The sequence below is a fragment of the Winogradskyella eckloniae genome (assembly GCF_013249045.1).
Taxonomy (GTDB): Bacteria; Bacteroidota; Bacteroidia; order Flavobacteriales; family Flavobacteriaceae; genus Winogradskyella; species Winogradskyella eckloniae.
In genome coordinates this window covers 128834-153471 of sequence record NZ_JABRWP010000005.1, presented here as the reverse complement: position 1 = coordinate 153471, position 24638 = coordinate 128834, and the positions used below count along the sequence as shown (strand labels likewise).

The following is a 24638-nucleotide window of genomic DNA, read 5'->3' as shown; positions in this document are numbered from 1 at the left end:
AATACTGTATTTTTGCAATCTATTTGACGGAACTTATGGACAATAATTACAAGATGTTAGCCAAGACATTATTTGGCTTTGAAGATATTTTAGCAAAAGAACTTACACAACTTGGTGCAATGCAAGTAGAAAAAGGCGTGCGAAATGTGAGTTTTGTTGGCGATAAAGGCTTTATGTACAAAGCTAATCTTGGGTTGAGAACAGCCATAAAAATCTTAAAACCAATACATACGTTTAGAGTTACCAAAGAAGAAGACCTTTACAAACATGTAAAGCAAATGAAATGGGAAAATTATATGAAAGCTACAGGTTCTTTAGCTGTTGATGCTACAGTACACAATAGTGTTTTAACCCATTCTTTGTATACGGCCTTAAAAACGAAGGATGCTATTGTAGACCGTTTTAGAGATTTAGAGGGTGTACGACCTGATGTAGATTTGCGTTTTCCAGATTTAAAAATTAATGTTCATATAGATCGTCAACGTTGTACAATTTCTTTGGATACCTCTGGAGAATCATTGCATAAAAGAGGCTATAAAACAGCAACCAATATAGCACCAATTAATGAAGTTTTAGCTGCTGGTTTAATAATAATGAGTGGTTGGGATGGCCAAACTGATTTTATGGATCCTATGTGTGGTAGTGGAACCATGCTTGCAGAAGCTGCTATGATTGCATGTAATATTCCACCTAACCTAATGCGTAAGGAGTTTGCTTTTGAACGTTGGGAAGATTGGGATGTGGATTTGTTTGAAAAAATTGAGGAATCACTTTTAAAGAAAACACGAGACTTTCATCATAAAATTTTAGGCTATGATAAGTCGCCATCTGCAGTTGCTAAAGCTAAAGAAAACATTAAGAATGCGCATTTAGATGAGTTTATTCATATTCAACATGAAGATTTCTTTAAAACTAGAAAATCTGGAAATGAAAAACTTCACATGGTTTTTAATCCGCCTTATGGTGAACGATTAGAAAATTTAAATGTTGAAGAATTTTACGGTAATATAGGATCGACCTTAAAACATGGTTATCCCAATACCAATGCATGGTTGGTTACCTCTAATCTTGAAGCGCTGAAGTTTGTTGGCTTAAGACCTTCACGTAAAATAAAAGTGTTTAATGCTAAACTAGAATCTAGATTGGTTAAATACGAAATGTACGAAGGGAGTAAAAAAGCAAAGAAGAATCTTTAGTTTTTAATACTTTGTTAAGGTGTTGTAGTTTGCGTATATTCTTTAAAATATTCTGAGAACCAAATTAAATCATCTGAGACATATTTTTCATTGTCATCATCGAATCCTAGTATACGATGCTTTTGATTTTTGCTGTCAATTAAATAAAGAGTGCCTTCATAAAGTTCTTCATTTATCTCTTTAATGTTGTGTGTAAACGCCTTAATGTTGTTGGTGTCAAAACTATTTTCGCCAAATTTATTTTTGATTTTAATTGTTCTATTGATTAAAGTTTTTAGGGTTTTGTTGGATTGCTTTTTAGAAACTATCCTTGTAAAGTTGAATATTGCAGTTCCAAATAAAAACAGAATTCCAGCGATTATTTTTCCACGATGAGTTCCAAAAAAATCAAAATTATCCCAAATTAGAAATATGGTAATACCTACAGCTGTTGAAAGTGGAAATATAATTAGACCTATTAAAATGGTATAATCTGTTTTTGATTTTCCGATTGTAATAGTTCCGTTGTCAGAGATAAACGATATTTTGTGTCGCTTTAATTTAGACTCTAAAATTGAGGTGTTACGATTTTCCATCTAATGCATCTAATTGTAAATTATAATCGTACTGTAAATCTTCATGCAATACACTTACTTTTTTCTTTATTGATAAGATTTGGCGCTCATAAAGATTACTGAGTGTTGTGTTTCTATGAATTGAAGGTTGTAATTCATTAAGACGTTCGCAGAAATAGAGTAGGAGTTCTACTTCTGTTGTTTTCTTCAATGAATATCTGCTATAAACTCTAATCTGTCTAAGAATTTTTCTAATCGTTTTCTTCATGTAGAAATAGCTGTCTGTATTTATGCCTTCAAACAATTCATCTAATGTAGATTTAACACTTGCTATGTAACCATCTTCGTCATGAGATTCAAACAATAGATACGTTAATAATGCTTTATTCTCTTTTTTAAACTTTCCTAAGCGTAAGCATAATTCTAGAAGTTCTTCTTGAGATAAATGCTTTAATTCCTTTTTTATAGTAACGATAGATTCAATCTTCATGGTTTAAAATTAAGGTTAAAAAATAAGGAAGGCAAAATTGCCTTCCTTATTTTTTTTGATATGTGATCAGGATTATTTTTTACAATACTCGTCTACTATTTGTTTTAAATTATCTAAGTTACTTAAATCAAATTCGCCATTATTAATATCTTCAGCTAAACTTTTACAGCTACCAATAAACTTGGCTAATTTTTCAGAAATTTTATCGTTCTTTCTACTATCAATCATAAAACCAACTTTTTGGTCAGTAAATTTTAAGACATAAGTCCCTTCTTCACCTGGTTTAGCTAAAACCATGTGTCCGTTTTTCTCATATATAATTTCATAGAAATAAGAATTATCAAACCCTAAATTAGAAGCATTAGATAATTTTTTAAGGGCATTACCTTTTGTTTTCATACCCATAAAGCACTTTTCGGTTCCATTATCATTAGCACAAAAAGTAACATTATCCTTAGCTGCAAACTTTTTTGTACGATCTCTATTTTTTTCGTTTTTGTATTTAACACTTACAAATTTTCCAAATTTATCAATAGAATTCATGTCGTAAACACTGCTTTCTTGTTGAGAAGGATCGAGTTGTAGTTGTTCAAAAATAGCATAAACAGTACCTTTATAAACTGTTCCGTCTGTATCTGTGACATTTCCTGCTACACCATAAAGATTAATGCTTTGTTCTTTTGCAACACTGACGCGTTCATTATGTAATCGTTTTTTATAGGCTTTTGCTTCATGTTGAAGTGTATAACCTCTGCCTAATAATTCTTCTACAAATATTTGGGCAAATGATCTCGAAAAACGTCCTGTCATCATGGTTTTAGAGCCGTAATCAAACTTAAACGTTTCGTCGGTATAGGTTGTAGCGTCTACATCTGTACATGTAGAGCAGCCTTTTGCTGTACCAATGACAATGCCATCTAAATCTTTTACTGTATACGTGTTATTATGATATGATGCATATCCTGCGATATTAGTGCCTTGTGATCCTCCGTAAACAATAGTTCCGTCATCTTTTACAAAAGGATTATATCTCCCAACCGTTTTTTGACGAGCCTCTTCATCTGCTTTTGCAGCCACCACTGCTTTTGCATATTTATCGCTTAAGATTTCGCGCTCTACGGCAAAAAAATCATTGACCTTTGCCATGTCAATGCCGTTAGAAGTAATTAATTCATACTTTTCACTTAGTAATTTAATGATTAATTTAGTGACACTAAATGACGTCATTAAAACTTCATAGGGAATTTCTGTTTTCTTTCCATCTGCCGAAGTCATCTCTAACCATTGAAAACCTTCAAGGTTATTTGCAGACATTCCTTTAAAAACAACGTCAAAGGCTTTTTCGCCTTTTAATGTTGAAAATTTATAGTTGTCTCTAGTGTCGTCATCAACTTTAGCAACCTCTTTACCATCGAAGGTAACGATTCCTTTTTTTACTTTTATTTTTTGACCAAAACTTAATAAGGGAAGCGTTATTAATAACGCAAGGATAATTTTTTTCATAATAATTATTTAGTGATTGATGTTATTTGCTGAAAATAAATCAGCACACAAAAATACAATAATTAATTATGTTCAATTTTATTAAACTTTTAAAATGGGAAGGGGATAAGTCGAAAAAGCGCTATCTGTTTTAATAGATAACGCTTTTTGTATAATTTATAACATAGCGTTGCTATCTCAATTTCGGGAAATCAGCAGGATTTAACTCGTACATGACCTCATATATGGCTTCAAAAATATCTTCTACAGATGGTTTAGAAAAGTAGTCGCCATCGGTTCCGTAAGCAGGTCTATGCGGTTTAGCGGCTAAAGTTTTTGGGTTGCTATCTAAATATTGGAAAGCATCTTGTTCATTTAAGATTTGATCTAATATATATGCAGAAGCGCCACCTTTGACATCTTCATCGATGACCATAACACGATTGGTTTTTGCAATACTTTTTACGATATCATGATTTAAATCAAATGGTAATAAGGATTGCACATCTATAATTTCTGCATCAATGCCAACTTCTTGTAATTCTTTAGCGGCTTGCTCTACTAATCTTAAAGTAGAGCCATAGGATACTAAAGTTATATCTTCGCCTTCTCTAATGGTTTCTACAACACCAATTGGTGTTTTAAACGCGCCAATGTTGTTTGGTAGTTTCTCTTTAAGTCTGTAACCATTAAGACATTCTACGACTAATGCAGGTTCGTCACTTGCTAATAGTGTGTTGTAAAAGCCAGCGGCTTTAGTCATATTTCTAGGAACTAAAACATGTATGCCTCTAACTAAGTTTAAAACACCACCCATTTGTGATCCAGAATGCCAAATACCTTCTAATCGATGACCACGTGTTCTTACAATTAAAGGCGCTTTTTGGCGTCCTTTTGTTCTGTATAACACCGTAGCCAAATCATCACTCATTATTTGTAAGGCGTACATAATGTAATCTAAATATTGTATTTCTGCGATTGGTCTTAAGCCTCGCATTGCCATACCAATACCTTGCCCAATTATGGTTGCTTCTCTAATTCCTGTGTCAGCGACTCTTAATTCGCCGTATTTTTCTTGTAGCCCTTCTAATCCTTGATTGACGTCTCCAATATAACCTGCGTCTTCACCAAAAATTAAACTTTCGGGATAATTTTTAAAGATAGCATCAAAATTTTCTCGTAGAACTAATCGTCCATCTACCTCTTCTGCATCTTCATTGTACGTTGGTAAAACTTCTTTCTGATTTAATGCACTTAGTGACGATTCACTGTGTAAATGCGAACTATATTTAGGTTGAACCTTATTTAAATAATTAGTAATCCAATTTTGTAATGACGTTTTTGCGCTAGAGGTTTCGGAAACCACATAGCGAAGTGCTTTGCGAGCGGTAGATAAAATATCTTTTCTTAGCGGTTCTTCAATAGATTCTAAGTCACTAATTAATTTTCTAATAAAAACACCATTAGCGCTAGTTGTGGCTAACTGATCTAAGAGTTGTATGGCTTGTTTGCTTTCGGCAATAATGGGCTTGATAAATGTAAGCCAAGCCTCTTTTTTAGCTGCTCTAACCTCTCTTTTTATACTACGCTCAAGATTGAGTAATTCTTCATCAGTAGCAATATTATTAGCAACTATCCAATGACGCATTTGTGCATTACAATCGTATTCAGTTTCCCAAGTTAAACGTTCTATATCCTTGTATCGTTCATGAGAACCAGAAGTAGAATGTCCTTGTGGTTGTGTTAATTCTTGTACGTGTATAATGACAGGGACGTGTTCTTTTCTAGAAATTTTAGCTGCTCTTTGGTAGGTATCCATTAATTCAGGATAGTTCCAACCATTAACTCTAAAAATTTCATAACCTTTTTGGTCTTTGTTACGTTGAAACCCTTTGAGTATTTCGGATATGTTTTCTTTAGTTGTTTGGTGTTTTGCGTGTACAGATATGCCATAATTATCATCCCAAACACTTATAATCATTGGCACTTGTAAAACACCAGCAGCATTTATGGTTTCAAAGAAAAGACCTTCACTAGTACTTGCGTTACCAATGGTGCCCCAAGCAATTTCATTACCAGAGATAGAGAAATTGGTGGTGTCTATTCCTTCAACCTGTCTGTAGATTTTCGATGCTTGAGCAAGACCTAAAAGTCTAGGCATTTGACCAGCAGTTGGCGAAATATCTGCACTAGAATTTTTTTGCTTAGTTAGGTTTTTCCATTGTCCATTTTCATCTAAACTATGTGTGGCAAAATGGCCACCCATTTGTCTACCAGCAGACATGGGTTCTTCTTTTAAGTCTGTATTGGCATATAAACCGGCAAAAAATTGTTCAATTGTTAATTCACCAATTGCCATCATAAAGGTTTGATCTCTATAATAGCCAGATCTAAAATCGCCATCTTCAAAGGCTTTTGCCCATGCAATTTGAGGGATTTCTTTACCATCGCCAAAAATGCCAAATTTAGCTTTACCTGTTAAAACTTCTCTTCGACCCAACAAACTACATTCTCTACTTGTTACAGCGAGTTTAAAATCATTTAAAACCTCTGTTTTAAAATCTTCGAATGTAATCTCTGTTTTGGTGTTAGAATTTGTCTTCATGTAGGTATAGCTAATATCTAACAAAAGTACGAAAATTTAAGGCTAAATGCAATAGTTGTTAACGTTATATTATTGTGAATTTACTAATGTAATTTGGTTTTTAGTAAGAATAATATAATTTAAATAAGTATTTTAACATTTCAATAAGAATTTGTTAATACCACTTTCGTCTAAATAGACCTAATAGGACATTTGGGTCTACCGTAAACATAAACCGAATACTTTGATCGTAATTAGGCTGGGCAATTTCCCACCCTAAATTAGAATAAATAGGTAAAAATATTTCAAAATAATCTTCAACTAAATTTAATCTTATGCCTGAGTCATATACAAATTTTGCATTTTGAAATTTGTTTTTAACTAAACCCAAATCGCCATAAGCTTGTATGTATCGCCATATGGATGTACTGAAATTTGCTGTGGTTATCCATTGGTTTGCAAATGCAGGATCTAATTGTGATTTAAAACCGCCTTCTGCAATAATAATTTGCTGACTAAATAAGCCTGAGTCCTCCGAACGCCCTAAATAATTAAAGTCAAACAAATAATCAGTAGGTCTATCTAATGCAAAACTAAAATCATTAGAGGCAGGATCTAATTGGCTATCTAGAAAAAAGCCAGCATAAAATCTAAAATTGATATTTCTGTTACTTTTAGTGAGTTTTCTAAACTCATAGTTAAAGGCTAGTTTTTTAAACTTATTTGCGACTTGTACGTCGGTATAAAAGCTTGAAAAATTTATTATTCCAGGATTGTGATGTGTGTACCTTAAATTAAATACACCATAATCGGGTTCTTCTATCACAACATTGGCGTTTTCTCCTAAAGTTCTACTAATGCTAACATATCGTGCTGAGATCTGATCTCTTTGGTCTGATCTAAAATCGGTATCCTTTCTAAAATTAAATGAAATAGATGGTCTTATCCTTGTAAAAAACGCATCTTCGGCAAAGGATTTGTAACTGGCAGATACGCCAAAAGTGATATCAAATAGATTTTGATTTTCTAAATTATGCGAATAAAATAATGATGTCGATCCTGTAAGTGTTCTCGATTTTGTAGCGTATTGAGGCGAAAATCTATAATTTAATCGTTTTCTTAAAATGGTTTTATTATACACTTTTGTTCCAAGTGTTAGGCCATCATAGATGTTATTAAACTCTACTAATGGCATAAAGAAAATTTGATTGTAATTTGGATCTTCAATATCTTTAAAAAGTCTAAACTGTAAAGGTTTGTTTTTTAAGAAAGAACCATTGGCAGCTTTTATATTATCACGTTGGTTAAATTCTGGAATGACATTGTCATAGTCTAAAGCAAATTTCTCTGTATCATCTTTAGCCAGTGAGATAGTTTTTTTACCCTTTATGTGTTCAATCCAAATTTTATCTATTACAGAATCATTTTTTAGTTTATATAAAGAGATTGGCATATTGTTATGTCTCTTATTCTTTACAGTCACTTTTAAGGAGTCTTTATCCTCTGAAATAGATGTGATTTTAAAATCTATCTTCGCTCTTGTGTTTATGTAATCTTCAAAAAACCAATTTATATCTTTTTGTGTGTTGGCTTTTAAATAGGTTTCAAACGCATTAACCTCAATGTGTTTTAATTGATTTAATGCTAAGAATTCAGTGATATTATGGCTTAAATTAATATCGTCTGTAAAATGGTCTAAATACTTAAGTCCTATTCCGGCTTTATATTTTCCGGCGATATTAGCATTAAACTTTGTTAAAGAATCTTTTGATGTAGCAATAGGTTGATCTCTGTTTTTTCGGGCAATTTCCATAGAGTATAGAAAATACTGAAAATTAAAATCTAAATCTGATGCATGAAAAGATCTAATGCCCCAAACATTGGCAAGAGATCCTAACAGTTTTTGGTCTGGATAGAATTCTTCAACATATTTAATTAAAAAATAAATTTGAAGACCTTCACTCAGCCAATGGTCTTTTCTAGGGTTTAACAACAAGACATTATCTAAATATTTTTTTAAGGCGGTTTTTAGAACTTTTAATTCATATTGAAATTCATCGGGAAATGGTCTGAAAAAACTCGGTAATTGATTAAGACCATACAATGGATTTTTTTGATAATCAATATTTGAAACAAGTAATTGCTTATGTGGATATTGACCTAAATTCTTTGTTAAAAAAGATGTGATTTTGTCTGTAATGACTGCTTTTATTGGGCCTGGTTTTAGTCCTTTTTCATGTATGTTTGAGACCACTATAAAATCGTCAGTTTGCACAAAATTAAAGTCTGGGAATTTATTTAATGACAAATAAGAATCCACTCTGTCTTTACCAATTAAGGTCGTAGTTTGTGTGGCATCTTTTGGATCACTTTTTATATCATAAAAATCTAATTCAGAGGTTACTTTATAATTTAATGGATGTGTAATTTTTAAGGTAATATCTGCCTTAGGGATAAAAAGATCGTCTAAATTTTTATTACTGTAATACTGCCACTTTCCATTATAAACAACTGGTGTTATGTACCAGTATTTCAGTTCAAAATCTTCCGTTTTGGTAAACCCATAATCTGTAAACGAAGCATCTGGAATGCGTAGATTGTAATTAAGATTAATAGCGTAAGATTCGCCTGGTTTTATGCCTTGCGCTAAAGTTACGGCTAACACATCTGGATGTTGTTTTAGTCTTGTAAACTCTAAATCAACGTGATGCTTATTTTGTATGGAAGTGATGACAGTGTATCCACGTTGTTCATTTTTTGCCAAATGAAATTTTGTGCTATATTCTTCTTCAAAACGTTTGGCTAATGGCGTAGATTTTGTTGAAAAACTATTATTCCAATCACTTAAATAAATCGTTTTTAGTGTGGTGTTAGATTCGTTTTTATAAACGATTGATTGTGAAATAGCGATGGTTTTATCTTCAACATTTACAATAGCATCAATATCTAGCTGGTTTTGCGCTAGGCAACCTAAGCTAAAAACATAAATTAATATAGGTATGATGCTAGATATTCTCAATTTGAAATAACGAATTTAACGGGTTTGTGATTGCTGTTAGATAGTACTAAATAGTATAGACCATTTTGTAAATCTGAAACATTGAAATGTTGTTTTACTGCCGAGTTTAGGGTTAATGTTTTTATGTTCTGACCTAATGCATTATACACTAAAGCTGTATTGTGCATCCCATTGGGTGCATTGATGTTAATACTAAGTGTTTCTTTAATTTGCGTGTTTTCTAAGTGAAATACATTGCTTATTTCAACCTCATTAATACTTAAAAATGATGCATCGGTTTCTAATGATATAGTAACGGGAAGATGATCACTAAAATTATGTAATGCGTTTCTCAAGGTATACGAAAATTGAGAGCCTGTGGTTTCACAATCTAAAGAGTTAATGGATTTGTTCCAGCAAGACACCAGTCCATTATTACCATAAACTTGGTAAGAATCTGGTACATAAGTAAGATTGGACGCACTTACCATATGTTCTGAGGTTAAAATAAAATCAAATCTATCATCAAATCCTCCAGTAGAACCTCCCATTCCTGTTTGTGTTCTCGTAGATTGTGTAAATACATCAATATAATCCGAATTGTTATGCCAACTACCTATGCGATTAGCAGGATCTACAAATGTAATCGTATTGCTAGAATTAATCAGTGTTTGAAAAGCAGTTTCGCTTGAGGTATACACATTTAAATCGCCACCCAATACGACGTTAGTATCTGCAGGTAATGTATTTAAATAGGTTTCTAAATCTAGGATCATTTCGTAACGTTTTTGTGCGTTCGTTGTGCCGCTAGAAGCTTTTAAATGACCTATAATAATATAAATCTCAATTGGATTAGTATGTTGATTTATAGTGTTTAACTGAACGCGATAAACGTTAAAATCTCTTAGGTATGTTGGTACAATTATTTCTTCTTCTATGGTAAATTTAGTGCTGTCATAATACAATAGATTTTGTAAATCGTTTTGATCTCCTACGGCATCATCAGAAGTGTTAGAAACATAGGTGGCCATTTCAAAATTAGAGCTAATTGCAGTTCGTGTAGCATTTAACACATTAGATGCGCCAGTGCTGTTATTGAGCTCACAAACCAAGAATAAATCGGGTTGATAGTCATTAAGAATGTATTCTAAATCATTAATTCTATTAGGTACAGCATCTTCAAGAGGGTAATTAAGTAAATTGTAAAACATTACTTTAATGGTCTCTTGTGCAGTAACCGATGATGTTGAAACAAGAATTAATATAAAAAAACCAAGAATTTTCTTTTTCATAGCATTGAATTAAAAAATATGGTTTCTTTTAGAAATTTGGACTCAGGTCGTATTCTTTGTAAAAATTGTTAAGGATGTCTATAACTTCATCTCCAGAATCTACTAAGTGAATAAGGTCTAAATCTTTTTCGCTAATATTTCCAGCTCCAAGTAAGGTAGATTTCACCCAATCCATTAAACCTCCCCAAAATTCTTTGCCTACTAATATAATTGGGAATGTTTCTATTTTATGCGTTTGAATTAAAGTGATAGCTTCAAACAATTCGTCTAATGTCCCAAATCCGCCAGGCATTACTACAAAGCCTTGCGAGTATTTTACAAACATAACTTTTCTCACAAAGAAGTAATCAAAATCTAAGCTTTTATCACTGTCTATATATGGATTGTCGTGCTGTTCAAAAGGTAATTCAATATTAAGACCTACAGAAGTTCCTCCTGCAATGTGCGCTCCTTTGTTACCAGCTTCCATAATACCAGGACCTCCACCTGTAATAACACCATAGCCATGGTCTACGATTTTGGCAGCTACCTCTTCCGCTAATTTATAATATTTATGATCTGGTTTGGTTCTGGCTGAACCAAAAATAGAGACACATGGTCCTATTTTACTAAGTTTTTCATAGCCATTTACAAATTCACCCATGATCTTAAAAATAGCCCAAGAGTCATTGGTTTTGATTTCGTTCCAGCCTTTATTTTTTATTTCGTTTCTCATACGTCGTTGTCTATATTTTTTATTTAGAATTTACAACTCCCTAAAGTAGGTATTTTATCTCTACTTCTTCAAACTGTAAATGTCAATATATTGTTAATTCAATTCTTTCTTTAAAAATTTAGCTGTAAAGCTCTTTTTATCTTTTATAATCTCTTCTGGTGTTCCTTTGGCAACAACTTGGCCACCACCTTTTCCGCCTTCGTAACCAATATCTATAATGTAATCTACAGTTTTTATCACATCGAGATTATGTTCAATAATTAAAACTGTATTTCCTTTGTCTGCTAATTTGTTAAGTACTTTCATGAGTACTCTAATATCTTCAAAATGTAAACCTGTTGTGGGTTCGTCTAAAATATAAAAAGTGTTGCCTGTATCCCGCTTACTTAATTCTGTTGCCAATTTAATACGTTGGGCTTCGCCACCAGAAAGTGTTGTACTTTGTTGGCCAAGCGTAATATAACCTAAACCTACATCTTTAATGGTTTTGAGTTTTCTATGAATTTTAGGAATATGCTCAAAGAAACTTACCGCTTCTTCAATAGTCATATTTAATACATCGCTAATTGATTTACCCTTATATCTAATTTCTAGCGTTTCACGATTAAAGCGTTTACCTTGACACGTTTCACACTCTACATAGACATCTGGTAAGAAATTCATTTCTATAACTCTTAATCCTCCTCCTTGGCATGTTTCGCATCTACCACCTTTAACATTAAAACTAAAGCGTCCAGGTTTATAGCCTCTTATCATGGCTTCTGGTATCATGGCAAATAATTTTCTTATTTCATCAAAAGTTTTAGTGTATGTTGCAGGATTACTACGAGGTGTTCTACCAATTGGTGATTGATTTATATCGATCACTTTATCTAAATGTTCTAATCCTTTTATGCTTTTATAAGGCATCGGTTTTTTTACACCATTAAAGTAATGTGCATTGAGAATAGGATATAGGGTTTCGTTTATTAAAGTAGATTTACCACTACCAGAAACACCAGTAATACCAATCATTTTACCTAAAGGAAATTCTACATCTACGTTTTTAAGATTATTACCTGTACAGCCTTTTAAGACTAACTTATTTCCATTGCCTTTGCGTCTTGTCTCCGGAATTTTTATTTCTTTTTCACCATTTAAATAGGCCGCAGTTAATGTATTTTGCTTTAAAAGGTCTTTCGGTGTGCCTTCACTAATAATTTCGCCTCCATATTTTCCGGCAAATGGTCCAATGTCAATAACGTGATCTGCACGTTCTATCATATCCTTATCGTGCTCTACAACAATAACAGAATTACCAACATCGCGTAATGATACTAATGAATTAATCAATTTTTCATTATCGCGTTGATGTAAGCCAATACTAGGTTCGTCTAAAATATATAATACGCCAACAAGTTGTGAACCAATTTGAGTGGCCAACCGAATTCGTTGTGCTTCGCCTCCTGACAGTGATTTAGAACTTCTGTTGAGTGATAAATAGGTAAGGCCAACGTCTAGCAGAAATTGAACTCTACTTCTTATTTCTTTTATTATTTCTGCTGATATTTTTTGTTGCTTTTGAGTCAGTCTTGTGGTTAAACCGTCTAACCATGCACCAAGTTCTACAACATCCATTTTCACTAACTCTGCAATATTTTTTCCGTCTACTTTAAAGTACAACGATTCTTTTCGCAAGCGAGATCCTGAGCATTCTGGACATTCAATTTTGTCCATATAGTCTTTTGCCCAACGGACGAGCGATGTGGAATCTGATTTGTATTGATTTTCTATAAAGTTTGCGACACCTTCAAAATCTATTTTGTAATCTCGGGTTACACCTAATAATTTGCTTTCTACAGTGAATTTTTCTTTTCCACCATGAAGTATAACGTGTTTGGCTTCCTCAGGAATATCTTTCCAAGCATCGTTTAATGAAAACTCAAAACGTTGGGCAATGGTTTCGAATTGCTTAAAAATCCAGCTTTTTTTCTGAGGACCATGAGGAGCAAGAGCTCCATTTTTTATAGATAATGATTCGTCTGGAACTAATTTTTGATCATTTACAACGTATAATTCACCAATGCCATTACAATTTGGGCAAGCACCTTTAGGCGAATTAAAAGAAAAGTTGTTTGGCTCGGGATTTGGGTAGGAAATACCAGAAGACGGACACATTAAATTTCGGCTAAAATAACGTGGTTCGTTGGTGTCTTGGTCAATTATTAATAAGACGTCTTCTCCATGATACATAGCTGTATTAATGGATTCCATTAATCGTTTTTCATTATCTTGAGTGTCATCGATTTTTAGTCTATCAATAACAATTTCAATATCATGGGTTTTGTAACGATCTAATTTCATGCCTTTTTCTAGATCTACTATGTCGCCATCGGTTCTTACTTTTACAAAGCCTTGTTTGGCAATTTGCTCAAACAACTCGCGATAATGGCCTTTACGAGAACGAATAACTGGAGATAAGATATTTATACGTTTACCTTGATATGCATCTATTATTAATTCTTTTATTTGCTCGTCGTTATAACTAATCATTTGCTCACCAGTATTATAACTGTAGGCATCTGCTGCTCTGGCATATAACAAACGGAGAAAATCGTAAATCTCAGTGATGGTCCCAACGGTTGAGCGTGGTGATTTACTCGTCGTTTTTTGTTCTATAGCAATAACAGGAGAGAGACCATCAATTTTGTCAACATCTGGTCGTTCTAGGCTTCCTAAAAATTGACGAGCATAGGCAGAAAATGTTTCAATATAACGTCGTTGGCCTTCTGCATAAATAGTGTCAAAGGCTAAAGATGATTTTCCACTTCCGGATAAACCTGTTATGACTACAAGCTTTTCTCTAGGAATAGTGACATCGATATTTTTTAAGTTGTGCACACGTGCACCTTTAACTTCAATGGAATCGTTGAATTGGCTCATGTTAGATTTAATCTTCCGTTTGTGTTATAGCAATTATATCTGTTTAGAAGACAGATTTGCAAAGGTACAAATTATAGTTGTGATAGATAATGTAAATAGGAATGCCTAATGGCACTTTAGTTTTTTGTTTTTAAACTATCTGTTTTTACTTGTTTTATAGTGTCTTGTAATTTATCTATTTCTTGTGCCGACTGACTTTCTCTCAAGGCATCTTTTTGTTCGGAAATAGATTCTATACTATCATTAAAGGCGCTATCTACAGTCGTATCGTCTGTGTTTAAATCTTTTGATTTTTTTCCTAGTTTTACGTCGAAATCTTCACTGTTGCCCTGAATAACCACAGGAATTCCTATGAGACCAAGAGGAGGTAAGCCAATACGCATTTTAAGACTTAAATCGCCATCTAGAGAAGTTTGTCCTTCTAATCTCAATTTAAATGGACGGACTTTAAATTTAAAGCGTTCTATATCTAATACATTGTTTTTTACCACAGAGTTAATGGTGATTTCAGAAATCTTTGGGTCGTTTAGTGCTTCAAATCCAGATTTTTCTGAAACTTTTCCTAGTAATTTGTAACCATCGAATTTTACATCATGAACTTTTATAGTCCCCTTTCCGGTTAAGGATGGAAGGTTCGGTAACATATCTTCATCTAATTTACCAGCCAATTCATAATCTATAGAAACAATACCAGAAGCCTGAGCAGCAGCAGGTGCTAATTCTTTAAACAAAGCCATGCTGTTATAACCTTTTTCAATGTTTAAATGATCAGCATTTAAATCTAAAGAAAACAAGGCTGCTTTGGTAGAGGTTGGTTGATAAAATCCGTCTATTTTGGCGGTTCCATCGACCATGTTTAATGTGCTGTTTTTTAAAAATAAACCTTGATTTTTAATGCCTAAATCACCAGATAGTTTACTAATTTTTAAGTTGTTGTATAGTAAACTGTCTATTTGTACGCGTATTGCCAAATCTAAATTTTTAGGGACTTGCATTACACCACTAACAACAGTCTCTACAGTGGTCATAGCTAAACTGTCTGTACTTTGGGTAAGCTGATCTTCCTTAGGAAAAAACTCAGTAATATCAACTTTGGGCGATTTTAGAGTAAGATCGCCTCTTAAAATGCCTTTGGAGTAGAGTGCGTAATCTAAATAATTTTGAAAATAACCATTCATCACAACATGAGATGATTGGTGGTTTACAGATAAATTAGTAAACGCCATTTTATCATTTAAAAATAAAAATTCACCTTTATTTATAGTTATGGCATGTGGTAGAATAGGGCTATTGAATTCTAAATTAGATAGATTTAATTGTCCTGTATTACGATTGGTATTTGTTGTGCTATTAAGTTGACCATTTAAATCTACATCTGCATATAGCTGACCATTTGTAATATTTATTGGTAATTCTACAACCTGGTTTAATGCTGTAAAATCAATGGTTCCGTTACTTTTTATATGATACTCTAGATGATCAAAATTTTTAAAAGTGCCAGCACTTGTAAATTGATTATTTAGAAAACTAAAGTTAAGCGCATTAATGATTAAGGTAGACTCTTGGTAGGTTTGCCCTTTGTTTTCTGCAATAGCATCTAACTGAATATCTTTTATTGGTTCTGGATGACCAGAGGTTTGTAATGTGCCATTGGTTAACTTAAAAACACCATAGGTTTTTGGTAGTTTGGATAATAGCGGTTGGTAAATGCCATCAGTGTGGATATCTGTAGTTAATACACCATTAAACTTTAAGTCAGGAAGATGTAATGTTTGATTAAGAATAGTAAGGTCAATTTGAGATGTAATATCAGATTTTACATAGAGCGAATCTGTGGTGCCTTCTATAAAAACCTGTCCTGATGTACTTTCATTGTTAAGTAAAAAATCAAACTTGTCTAAACTTAAGTTAATATAATTATCGGTTAAGTGTCCTTTTAATTTTAAGTTTAAATCCTCTATAGGCTTATCTGCGGCATTATGTTTAACGGTAGCATCGACGATATTAAGATCTACTTCAATTTTGTTAATTGCAGAAGAATCTGGCACCACACCAGAATAGCCTGTAAGTTGAAATTTTGCATCTAAATCGCCATTAAGTTTTACATCTTTAGACCATTCTGCATATTTAGGAGGTAATGCGCTTACAACATTTTCTAAAGTACCATCCTCAGTTTTAAAATGAAGGTTATAAGAAAAACCATTTTCAAATACATCGAGATTTCCATTAAAATTTACTTTTAAATCATTTAGAGAAATAGTGTTTTTGTCTAAGGCAACAGAAAAGTTTTCAGTGTCGTATATAGTAAAAGATCTGGCTTTAATTTTTTTTCCGTTTAAATAATCTGTATTGTCAAAAACCACATCGACACTTGAAACGTCTAATCGCGACCCTAATTCTAAACGACCATCTACAATGCCACCTCTTCCTTTGTAATTGAGACCACTAGATTTAATGGTGATTCCATTGGCTTTATCAATATAATGAATCGCTGCATTTTCTAGTTGAAGACGTCTAAGATTAAGGTTTAAACCAGCTGATGTAGTGTCTGTATCAATAGATGTGGTGTCTGTAGGTTTATAAACGTCGTAATTATGTCTTCCAAATTGATCTTTAATAAAGTTAATATTACAATCGGTTAAATAGGTTTCATGTACTACAACTTTGTCTGAAAAAATGAGTTTAAATACGTTGATTCCAAATCCTAATTCTTTTGCGCTAATTAGAGTATCATTTTTAAAAGGTTGAGCGCTTGCTAAATTGATGTCTTCAAAAGAAAACGTTAATGAAGGGAAATGGTTAAAGAAGGAAATGTGCGAGTCTTTAAACTGAAGTTCGGTGTTTAAATTACTGTTAATTCCTTTTTTTATTTCATTAGAAATAACATCATTAAAAATCGTAGGTATAGCAAATAAACTTATAATTAATAAGCCTACAATTACTAAAGTCCATTTTAAAACTTTTCGCCAGGTGTTTGATTTTGCCTTTTCCATTAATGAACGATTACCTTAAAAGATTAAGCCATCAAAATTACTATTATTTTTAATTTATGACTTTGTGAAATAGTTAATTAAACAGGCAAAAACTGTTAAAGTATTGAGGTTTTAGGTCGTATAACTTTTAATTATTGTTTTATGAGTTTTTGAGAGACCTTTTGGCCTGTAGCATTTTCTATTGCGATAATATAAAATCCTGAAGGGAGTGATGACAAATTTAAATCCGTAGAATTAGAATTTATGGCAGTAGTAAATAATACGTTTCCTAAAGTATTTAATACTTGTATTTTGTAGAGGTTATGGTGTTTTAAGTCTATATGTACTGAATGATGTGTAGGATTAGGGTAAATGTCTACATTGGCCAAAGTAAAGATTTCTGTACTTAAACTTTCATTCATAGAAAAGTCGGTTACAACTGGGAAATGATCTGATGCACTAGAGGTATCAAGGGCATTTAAGTTGTACTGCCACAGCCTGTCAATAGGCATCACTTCGGTTTGTAAAACAAATGATTTTTGCGCTGTTAGCGTATAATCTGAAAAAATGATAAAATCTAATTTGCCAGGAGGAAAACCTTGACCATCTGATCGCCATGTGTATCCCATTCGTAAATCGGTTTGTAAACAGTTCTCTTCTGTTAAATCTGAATCATCCCAATCTAATGCTGCACCAAGACCGTAGGTTGTGGTGTTTTGTATATCTCCAGTTTTTAAGGTTGTCAGTTGTTGAGAATAGCCAACTAAATTTAAATCTCCAGAATACATAAACGGCGTATTTTCTTCTAACGTTATACTGCCACCAGGAGATTTTGCATCTAGAATAAATGCAGCATATTGGTCGGCTTGCTCTTGTCTTAAATCATCGGCATCGCAACAATTGAGGTGAGCATTGGTGAATAATAAATCTTTTGGATAAGTACTAGGAAGATCTATTAAAACAGGAAATTGCCTTGAAAGCTGTGTCCATTGCTGTATAATTTCCCAGCGTGAAACCGTAATTAGTCCACCGAGTTTTGCAGTATACCATCCATTAGTGGTGCCTAAAGGAAACCATGTATCAAACAATAGTTTTACTTGTACAGCATCAATGTCCCAACACTCTGTTAATCCTATAATATCTGGCGCAATAGCTTTAATTATTTGCTCAAAATTATCAACCCTGTTTGGGTCGTTTAATCCACTGGCTAAGGTATTGTATGCGAGTAATCTAATATGGTCAGTGTGAGATTTAGTAATATCTATTGGTGTGTATGGTGTTACAGGAGTGTCATCAAATGTATAAGAAAAGGTAAGTCCTTCGTTTGGTATTTTATCGAAATTATCGTCGTTTTTTAATAAGATCTTAATGGTAGCGTTTGGAAACAATGGATGAATACCATCTGGTATTTGATGTCTGCCTATTGCAATTTCAAATTCGTTAGACGTTACGGTTGGTGCTGCTCTTAATTTTAAGTCAGAAAAGTTTATTTCTGAATAAGGTGATACGTTATAATGAGCAAATAGTTCTTTGAATATAATGCCGACTTCAGAGCCATAGCCATTTTGAATGTTGTAACCTGTATTTGCATCATTATCTGTGTCTAAAAAGAGACGGATTTGTTGAGAAACTAGATTATCGGTTAAATCAAACTCTATATTTGTTTTAATTTTGATAAATAAAAAGGCATCATCATTTGTAACTTGAAGCTCAATAATATCAATACCATTTAAAGATTCATTAATATCTGTAAAGGTGGTAAGACTAGCATCCCAATCATCAAAAATACCATCAATAACAATCTCTGAAGATTGTGAATGCACAGTAATTGAAAGGCATACTAACAGTAGTGTATAAAGATTTCGTGTTATAAAATTCATCTCTATTTTTCTTAAACTATACGTTTTAAATATTTGCTTTGATAAATATAGACGAATACTTTAAGCTAAAAGTTGTATTCATCATAAATAAGCGTATTGATCTACCAGTCGGAAAAAGAAACGCCTAAACCAACAGTGTTTTGATAGTGGTTATAATCAACTAAAGTTTCTCCATAACCTGTAAACAGTTGTGCGTGTATATTTAAATTATTATTAATTGGGTAGAGGTAATTAAATTGCAGGCTACCACGATTGTTTTTTAAAGAAAACGTATTAGATGCAATGGCATAAAATGTATGTTTCTTTAATTTATATAAGGCTGTAACGCTACCATTACCAATATAGTTAGTGATTAATGGGTTTTCATCTTCTTCATCGGAAAGTCTTAACCATGGCGAAAGATAAAGTGTTAGATTTTTACTTTCCATGGCAAGATTAAAAATAATCCGATTCCAACTTCGCGATCGAGGTAAGTCTCTTCCGTTAGATTGATGGTTAAAACTGATACTAGCCATTTTTATATTAAAATGCCCAAGCGTTAAATTTAAAGGATAGGTTAATATAAGTTCTGGTTCGTAATTCAGTTCTCTAAAGGCTCTAGAAATTTCGGTATTGTATATTTGCCAATGCGCAATTTGTGTATAACCAGCCCATAAATCGCCTTCTCCAAATAAAATAGATTCGGCTAATTTGGTTTTAAAACTAAGCTGAAACTTGGCTTCAAAACTGTTGTAATTTATATCGTCGGTTACAGAATAATCTGGGTTTTCACTAAAAGGTTTTGTATTAGGATGGTCTGAATATCTAGAACCAGTAATATAAATGGGTTTGTAGGCTGTTATTTTAAACGTTCCTTGTTTATTGGCCTTGTCTAAATCCCAAACCGTTGTGATAGATTTTAGTGAGGTTGTTTTTTGTATAAGTTTTTGTGCATTTATATTAAAACATAAAAGTAATAGTACTATTAAGCAAGGTGTTGTTTTAATCATGTTTTGCTATATCTGTTAGGAGTAACAAAGCTATTTATAATTATTAATTGTGTGGTGTTTTCTCTCGTTTTTAACAACTAAAATTTTGATTATGCAGTTTTGTGGCTCATCTGCTTTATTTATCTTTACGTTCTTAAAACTAAAATAATTAATACAGATGAAAATAATAGGAATTGGTAAAAACTACATTAACGATATTTCAGAACTTAGTGCGGCAAAAACCGGAAGTCAAACCATATTTACCAAACCAGAGTCTACTTTGGTTTTAGATAACGCTGATGTTGTTTACCCTAAGATTACAAATCAACTTGTTTATGAAGTAGAATTGGTAGCAAAAATAGGAAAGAAAGGAAAAGATATTTCACTAGAGGATGCAAATGCTTATATTTCTGAAATAGGAATTGGTATAGATTATACAGCTACAGATGTATTAGCAGCAAGTAGAGAAAATAAAGGGCCTTGGGCTTTAGCAAAAGGGTTTGATGGTGCATCACCAATGTCTAAGTTTAAGTCGGTTTCAGAATTTCCTGATTTGGCTGCTATAAATTTTGATTTAAAAATTAATGGCGAACAAAAGCAAGTAGGTCATACCAGTTTAATGATTTATAACTTTGCAGAAATTATTTCGTATGTTTCTTCTTTTATGACTTTAGAAGAAGGCGATTTAATATTTACAGGAACACCTGCAGCAGGTAAAGGCTCTAATGTTAAAGGAGATCATTTACAAGCATCAATTGAAGGTGAGTTGTTGCTAGATTTTAAATTGGTTTAACCAATGATGCTTATTTAATACGTAATCGCTATAAAACAAAAGTGCTTTCAATAATTGAAAGCACTTTTTTATGTTTATAATTTAATTAGTCAAAAGTTGCGAGCTCTTCTGCTTCTATAGCCTTTGTGTAATTCGCTTTTAACATGACTTTGAAAACCGAAAAATTTAGAATTATTTTGTTGGGTTAATACCACATGATAATCTCCATTTTCTTTCGAAATGACTTCTTTTACAACCACCAATTTGTTTTCAACACTTTTATATCCTGTGACTGTTCCTCGTTTAATTAAAATATTAGGTTTGGGAAAATAAATGTGCTTATAATATTGGGTTGTAGGTTTCTTAATAATTAATTCATCGCCAACTTTTGGTTGATTGTTAGTACTTAGTAAAAAACAAAATCCAAAAAATAATAGAGTAAAAAAATACATTTTTCATAATAAAATTGTTTTAAATTGATAATAATTTAAAATCATAAGATTATTTAAAATAATATAGCATCTTATGGAATTTTTAACATTCGTAAGAGTTTTCTGCAATAAAAATTCAAAATTTAATTAATTTAGTTCTTTATTAATACATTAAATACAATTGCATAATTATGAAATTATTAGGTATAGGTTCAAGAATTAATCACTTAGAATATGGCAAAGGTGTAGTGACTAATGTTACATCAAAGCATTATTGGGTTACGTTTATTGAAACTGGATTAGAAACTATTGATATTGATTCAGAATTTGAAGTTATTGAAGCTTCGGAAGATGATGTGGATAGTGTAAGTTTTTATGAAGTAGAACGTAGTCTAAAATCGATTTTAAAAAAATGGTCTGATGTTTCTGAAGTTGTTACTATTGCAGACAAATGGAAAGGCGGAAAACTAATTATGGAGCCAGGAGACACAAATTTAAAGGGAAAGGAATTACCTATAGACACGTTTTTTCATAAAATAACTATGGTACGCGACCGATTGCGTGTTATGGAACAAAAGATAAATTCTAGTAATTTAGAAGAACAAGAAAAGATAGATTTACAGCAATATATCACTAGAAGTTATGGTAGCTTAACAAGCTTTAATGTATTGTTTAAATTAAAGAGTCAGCAATTTGTTGGTCAGAGAAAATAACTAGTTCTTCATTAAAAAAAAACAGCATCAAATTTATACAATGAAATTTGATGCTGTTTTTATATTTAGGTTGTTGTAAATGCTAAACGGCTATTACAATTATACTTCTAATTTTTTCAATTCGTTATAATTTCTATTTAAACGTTTTATGAGTATACCGTAAATTAATTTATAGAATAGCCAAATTAATGCTAAAAAGACAGCTGTGATGGCCACAGCAACTAACGTAATTAATGTAAGTTCTTTTGTTGACGCTGTGCTTATTTGTTGTGATATTTCTGGATGTTCATTCACAGAGAAGTATAGCGAAAACGGAATACTTAATAAGGCAATAAACAAATTATAAAGTACATAATACTTAATGATTTTACGAGTTTTAAGGATGCTTTCCATGAGCTTTTTGGCATTATCTGTAACAGAAATAGCCTTGTGAGCTTTCCATAGGAGACATATAAATAATACGATAACACCATAACTAATAACGTTTAAGCTCATATACAACCAGCTATGACTCATGTCTTCAAGCTGTGCTTTTAAACGATCAGATAACACAAAAGGCAAAAAATTTATTAATACCCAAAACACCAATTCTGCTAAGCTTATATAAAATAAGGTTTTAACAATATTCGATGATTTTTTGTGACTCATTTTATAGATATCGCTGTTCGAAAATGCTTCAAATTGATTTTCGTTTTGCTTCCAATCCTTCTTTAATAATTCTAATTCATCCATATTTTTACGGATTTAGTATGGTTCTTAATTTCTTTTTTACACGGTTCATCTTAACACGTGCATTAACTTCAGTAATACCTAAGGTTTCACTGATTTCCCTATAATCTTTATCTTCTAAATACAATAGGACCAAAGCTTTCTCAATATCGTTTAATTGATGTACTGCTTGGTATAATAGCTTTAGCTGTTGTTCTTCGGTATCATCATACTCTTCTGCTTTAATTTTAAACTGCACAGTATCAAAAGCCTGTGTGTCTATTCGTCTTTTCGATTTTCTGTATAACGTTATTGCCGTGTTTAAGCCCACACGATACATCCAAGTACTAAATTTAGCATCGCCTCTAAATTTTGGGTAGGCGCGCCATAATTGTATCGTAATTTCTTGAAACAAATCGTTATGAGCATCTACATTGTTAGTGTACAATCTGCACACCTTATGTACAATGTTTTGATGTTTCTGCAACTGTTCTACAAAACTTTGTTCTAATTCTTTATTCAATTGATGACATTGGTTAGTTATCTTATTAGTAGTACAACTTTATGTATTGTTACAAATTTATTTAACAAAAGTTAAAAAGCGCTGCTTTTACCTGTATTATTCGTAAATTTAGCGTAGTAAATGCCTCATATTATTTTATGAATATTCCAGATACAAAACATCCCAGAATCGTTATCATTGGAGGCGGTTTTGCTGGTGTGAATTTAGTAAAAACGTTAGCGAATAAAAAGGTTCAAGTGGTGCTTATCGATAAGCACAATTATCATACATTTCAACCATTATTATACCAAGTTTCAAGTTCTGGTTTAGAGCCAGATTCTATTGCTTATCCACTGCGTAAAATCATTAAAAAACATAAAAATTCATTTTTTAGATTAGCAGAGGTAGAACAGATTTTGCCTGAGTCTAATGAAATTATAACCTCTATAGGACATTTAACCTATGATTATTTGGTGATTGCTACAGGTACTAAAACCAATTATTTTGGTAATAAAGCTATTGAATCATACAGTATGCCAATGAAATCTGTGCCTCAGGCTCTAAATATTAGAAGTCTAATTTTACAGAATTTTGAAAAAGCAGCTATAGCTAATTCTGCAAAGGAGCGCGAGGCTTATCTTAACTTTGTAATTGTAGGTGCAGGACCAACAGGAGTAGAATTAGCTGGTGCCATTGCAGAACTTAAAAATAATATACTACCTAGGGATTATCACGATTTAAATCCTAATGATATGCACATTCATTTATTAGAAGGTGCAGACCGCGTTTTACCACCAATGAGTGAACATGCATCTAAAAAGGCAGAAACGTTTTTAAAGCGATTAGGTGTAAAGGTCAGTTGTAATACCATTGTAAAACATTACGACGGCAAAACAGTAACAACTAATGCTGACTTAGCTATGGAATCTGAAACTTTAATTTGGGCTGCAGGAGTTACGGGTGCACCAATTCATGGTTTAAAATCAGAAGCTATAATGGAAAGAGCAAACCGTTATAATGTTAACAGATTTAATCAAGTAGAAGATTATGCTAATATTTTTGCGATAGGAGATATAGCCTTAATGCCAACAGAAGCGTATCCTAAAGGGCATCCGCAAGTCGCACAACCAGCGATACAACAAGGCAACTTATTAGGTAAAAACTTGTTGCGTTTAATAGATAAAAAACCGTTGAAACCTTTTGTATATAAAGATAAAGGCTCAATGGCAACCATTGGTAGAAATAAAGCTGTAGTAGATCTAAAACATTATAAGTTTGGTGGCTTTTTTGCTTGGTTTATCTGGATGTTTGTGCATTTAATGTCTTTAGTGGGCTTTAGAAATCGTGTGATTGTGCTTTTCAACTGGACGTACAACTATATTAATTTTGATAAAGCAGCACGCTTAATTATTCGTCCGTTTAAGAAATAAATATTCTGGTTGCTGGTTGGTTGTAATTA

General features: G+C 32.4%; 18 protein-coding genes. 4 read left to right on the top strand and 14 right to left on the bottom strand.

The window, feature by feature from the left end; all coding sequences use genetic code 11:
• Positions 1 to 35 precede the first annotated feature (35 nt).
• Entirely contained in the window at positions 36 to 1196 is a 1161-nt protein-coding gene (locus tag HNV08_RS10235) for a THUMP domain-containing class I SAM-dependent RNA methyltransferase (RefSeq protein ID WP_173281220.1), read from the top strand.
• A gap of 14 nt (positions 1197 to 1210) precedes the next feature.
• On the opposite strand, the gene HNV08_RS10230 is transcribed toward HNV08_RS10235, so the two are convergent.
• From HNV08_RS10230 to HNV08_RS10180, 11 genes are all read right to left on the bottom strand, one after another.
• Positions 1211 to 1771 (bottom strand): hypothetical protein, encoded by a 561-nt coding sequence (locus tag HNV08_RS10230; protein ID WP_173281219.1) that lies wholly within the window; start codon positions 1769 to 1771, stop codon positions 1211 to 1213.
• Complete coding sequence (locus HNV08_RS10225) at positions 1758 to 2240, bottom strand: hypothetical protein (protein WP_173281218.1); 483 nt, start codon at positions 2238 to 2240, stop codon at positions 1758 to 1760. Before HNV08_RS10225 ends, HNV08_RS10230 begins: the two co-directional genes overlap by 14 nt.
• Before the next feature lie 72 nt (positions 2241 to 2312).
• On the bottom strand, positions 2313 to 3743 hold the full coding sequence (locus tag HNV08_RS10220) for a hypothetical protein (protein WP_173281217.1): 1431 nt from the start codon (positions 3741 to 3743) through the stop codon (positions 2313 to 2315).
• A gap of 172 nt (positions 3744 to 3915) precedes the next feature.
• Entirely contained in the window at positions 3916 to 6327 is a 2412-nt protein-coding gene (locus HNV08_RS10215) for an alpha-ketoacid dehydrogenase subunit alpha/beta (RefSeq protein WP_173281216.1), read from the bottom strand.
• 154 nt (positions 6328 to 6481) lie between these two features.
• Positions 6482 to 9325: a gluzincin family metallopeptidase gene (locus HNV08_RS10210; protein WP_173281215.1), complete on the bottom strand. Its 2844-nt coding sequence runs from the start codon at positions 9323 to 9325 to the stop codon at positions 6482 to 6484.
• The gene (locus tag HNV08_RS10205) at positions 9322 to 10596 is read right to left on the bottom strand and encodes a T9SS type A sorting domain-containing protein (RefSeq protein WP_173281214.1); all 1275 of its coding nucleotides are present in this window, start codon (positions 10594 to 10596) and stop codon (positions 9322 to 9324) included. Before HNV08_RS10205 ends, HNV08_RS10210 begins: the two co-directional genes overlap by 4 nt.
• 28 nt (positions 10597 to 10624) lie before the next feature.
• Entirely contained in the window at positions 10625 to 11311 is a 687-nt protein-coding gene (locus HNV08_RS10200) for an LOG family protein (RefSeq protein ID WP_173281213.1), read from the bottom strand.
• Positions 11312 to 11404: 93 nt separating this feature from the next.
• Positions 11405 to 14233, bottom strand: coding sequence for an excinuclease ABC subunit UvrA (gene uvrA, locus HNV08_RS10195; protein ID WP_173281212.1), 2829 nt, complete (start codon positions 14231 to 14233; stop codon positions 11405 to 11407).
• 116 nt (positions 14234 to 14349) lie between these two features.
• On the bottom strand, positions 14350 to 17226 hold the full coding sequence (locus HNV08_RS10190; RefSeq protein ID WP_173281211.1) for an AsmA-like C-terminal region-containing protein: 2877 nt from the start codon (positions 17224 to 17226) through the stop codon (positions 14350 to 14352).
• A 131-nt stretch (positions 17227 to 17357) separates the two neighbouring features.
• Entirely contained in the window at positions 17358 to 19085 is a 1728-nt protein-coding gene (locus HNV08_RS10185; protein ID WP_173281210.1) for a T9SS type A sorting domain-containing protein, read from the bottom strand.
• Between the two features lie 101 nt (positions 19086 to 19186).
• Positions 19187 to 20074 carry a phospholipase A gene (locus HNV08_RS10180; protein ID WP_194241999.1) on the bottom strand — a complete coding sequence of 296 codons (888 nt, stop codon included), beginning with the start codon at positions 20072 to 20074 and terminating at the stop codon, positions 19187 to 19189.
• Between the two features lie 157 nt (positions 20075 to 20231).
• Between HNV08_RS10180 and HNV08_RS10175 the strand changes: the two genes are divergently transcribed.
• Positions 20232 to 20846, top strand: coding sequence for a fumarylacetoacetate hydrolase family protein (locus HNV08_RS10175; RefSeq protein WP_173281209.1), 615 nt, complete (start codon positions 20232 to 20234; stop codon positions 20844 to 20846).
• An 89-nt stretch (positions 20847 to 20935) separates the two neighbouring features.
• Here the strand turns inward: HNV08_RS10175 and HNV08_RS10170 are convergent, their stop codons facing one another.
• Complete coding sequence (locus HNV08_RS10170) at positions 20936 to 21277, bottom strand: hypothetical protein (protein ID WP_173281208.1); 342 nt, start codon at positions 21275 to 21277, stop codon at positions 20936 to 20938.
• A 170-nt stretch (positions 21278 to 21447) separates the two neighbouring features.
• On the opposite strand from HNV08_RS10170, the gene HNV08_RS10165 reads away from it, so the two are divergent.
• The gene (locus tag HNV08_RS10165; protein WP_173281207.1) at positions 21448 to 21969 is read left to right on the top strand and encodes a hypothetical protein; all 522 of its coding nucleotides are present in this window, start codon (positions 21448 to 21450) and stop codon (positions 21967 to 21969) included.
• Between the two features lie 99 nt (positions 21970 to 22068).
• On the opposite strand, the gene HNV08_RS10160 is transcribed toward HNV08_RS10165, so the two are convergent.
• Together HNV08_RS10160 and HNV08_RS10155 are read right to left on the bottom strand one after the other, a co-directional pair.
• A complete protein-coding gene (locus HNV08_RS10160; RefSeq protein WP_173281206.1) occupies positions 22069 to 22701 on the bottom strand; it encodes a hypothetical protein in 633 nt (210 codons plus the stop codon).
• A gap of 4 nt (positions 22702 to 22705) precedes the next feature.
• Positions 22706 to 23200, bottom strand: a complete 495-nt coding sequence (locus HNV08_RS10155) for an RNA polymerase sigma factor (protein ID WP_173281205.1) — start codon at positions 23198 to 23200, stop codon at positions 22706 to 22708.
• A gap of 137 nt (positions 23201 to 23337) precedes the next feature.
• Between HNV08_RS10155 and HNV08_RS10150 the strand changes: the two genes are divergently transcribed.
• Positions 23338 to 24609 (top strand): NAD(P)/FAD-dependent oxidoreductase, encoded by a 1272-nt coding sequence (locus tag HNV08_RS10150; RefSeq protein ID WP_173281204.1) that lies wholly within the window; start codon positions 23338 to 23340, stop codon positions 24607 to 24609.
• The last annotated feature ends 29 nt before the right edge of the window (positions 24610 to 24638 follow it).

What these genes read in the sequence shown, in the direction of transcription:
- HNV08_RS10235 (WP_173281220.1), top strand. Translation starts at nt 36, where the DNA reads ATGGACAATAATTACAAGATGTTAGCCAAGACATTATTTGGCTTTGAA.
- HNV08_RS10230 (WP_173281219.1), bottom strand. Translation starts at nt 1,771, where the DNA reads ATGGAAAATCGTAACACCTCAATTTTAGAGTCTAAATTAAAGCGACAC.
- HNV08_RS10225 (WP_173281218.1), bottom strand. Translation starts at nt 2,240, where the DNA reads ATGAAGATTGAATCTATCGTTACTATAAAAAAGGAATTAAAGCATTTA.
- HNV08_RS10220 (WP_173281217.1), bottom strand. Translation starts at nt 3,743, where the DNA reads ATGAAAAAAATTATCCTTGCGTTATTAATAACGCTTCCCTTATTAAGT.
- HNV08_RS10215 (WP_173281216.1), bottom strand. Translation starts at nt 6,327, where the DNA reads ATGAAGACAAATTCTAACACCAAAACAGAGATTACATTCGAAGATTTT.
- HNV08_RS10205 (WP_173281214.1), bottom strand. Translation starts at nt 10,596, where the DNA reads ATGAAAAAGAAAATTCTTGGTTTTTTTATATTAATTCTTGTTTCAACA.
- HNV08_RS10200 (WP_173281213.1), bottom strand. Translation starts at nt 11,311, where the DNA reads ATGAGAAACGAAATAAAAAATAAAGGCTGGAACGAAATCAAAACCAAT.
- uvrA (WP_173281212.1), bottom strand. Translation starts at nt 14,233, where the DNA reads ATGAGCCAATTCAACGATTCCATTGAAGTTAAAGGTGCACGTGTGCAC.
- HNV08_RS10190 (WP_173281211.1), bottom strand. Translation starts at nt 17,226, where the DNA reads ATGGAAAAGGCAAAATCAAACACCTGGCGAAAAGTTTTAAAATGGACT.
- HNV08_RS10185 (WP_173281210.1), bottom strand. Translation starts at nt 19,085, where the DNA reads ATGAATTTTATAACACGAAATCTTTATACACTACTGTTAGTATGCCTT.
- HNV08_RS10180 (WP_194241999.1), bottom strand. Translation starts at nt 20,074, where the DNA reads ATGATTAAAACAACACCTTGCTTAATAGTACTATTACTTTTATGTTTT.
- HNV08_RS10175 (WP_173281209.1), top strand. Translation starts at nt 20,232, where the DNA reads ATGAAAATAATAGGAATTGGTAAAAACTACATTAACGATATTTCAGAA.
- HNV08_RS10170 (WP_173281208.1), bottom strand. Translation starts at nt 21,277, where the DNA reads ATGTATTTTTTTACTCTATTATTTTTTGGATTTTGTTTTTTACTAAGT.
- HNV08_RS10165 (WP_173281207.1), top strand. Translation starts at nt 21,448, where the DNA reads ATGAAATTATTAGGTATAGGTTCAAGAATTAATCACTTAGAATATGGC.
- HNV08_RS10160 (WP_173281206.1), bottom strand. Translation starts at nt 22,701, where the DNA reads ATGGATGAATTAGAATTATTAAAGAAGGATTGGAAGCAAAACGAAAAT.
- HNV08_RS10150 (WP_173281204.1), top strand. Translation starts at nt 23,338, where the DNA reads ATGAATATTCCAGATACAAAACATCCCAGAATCGTTATCATTGGAGGC.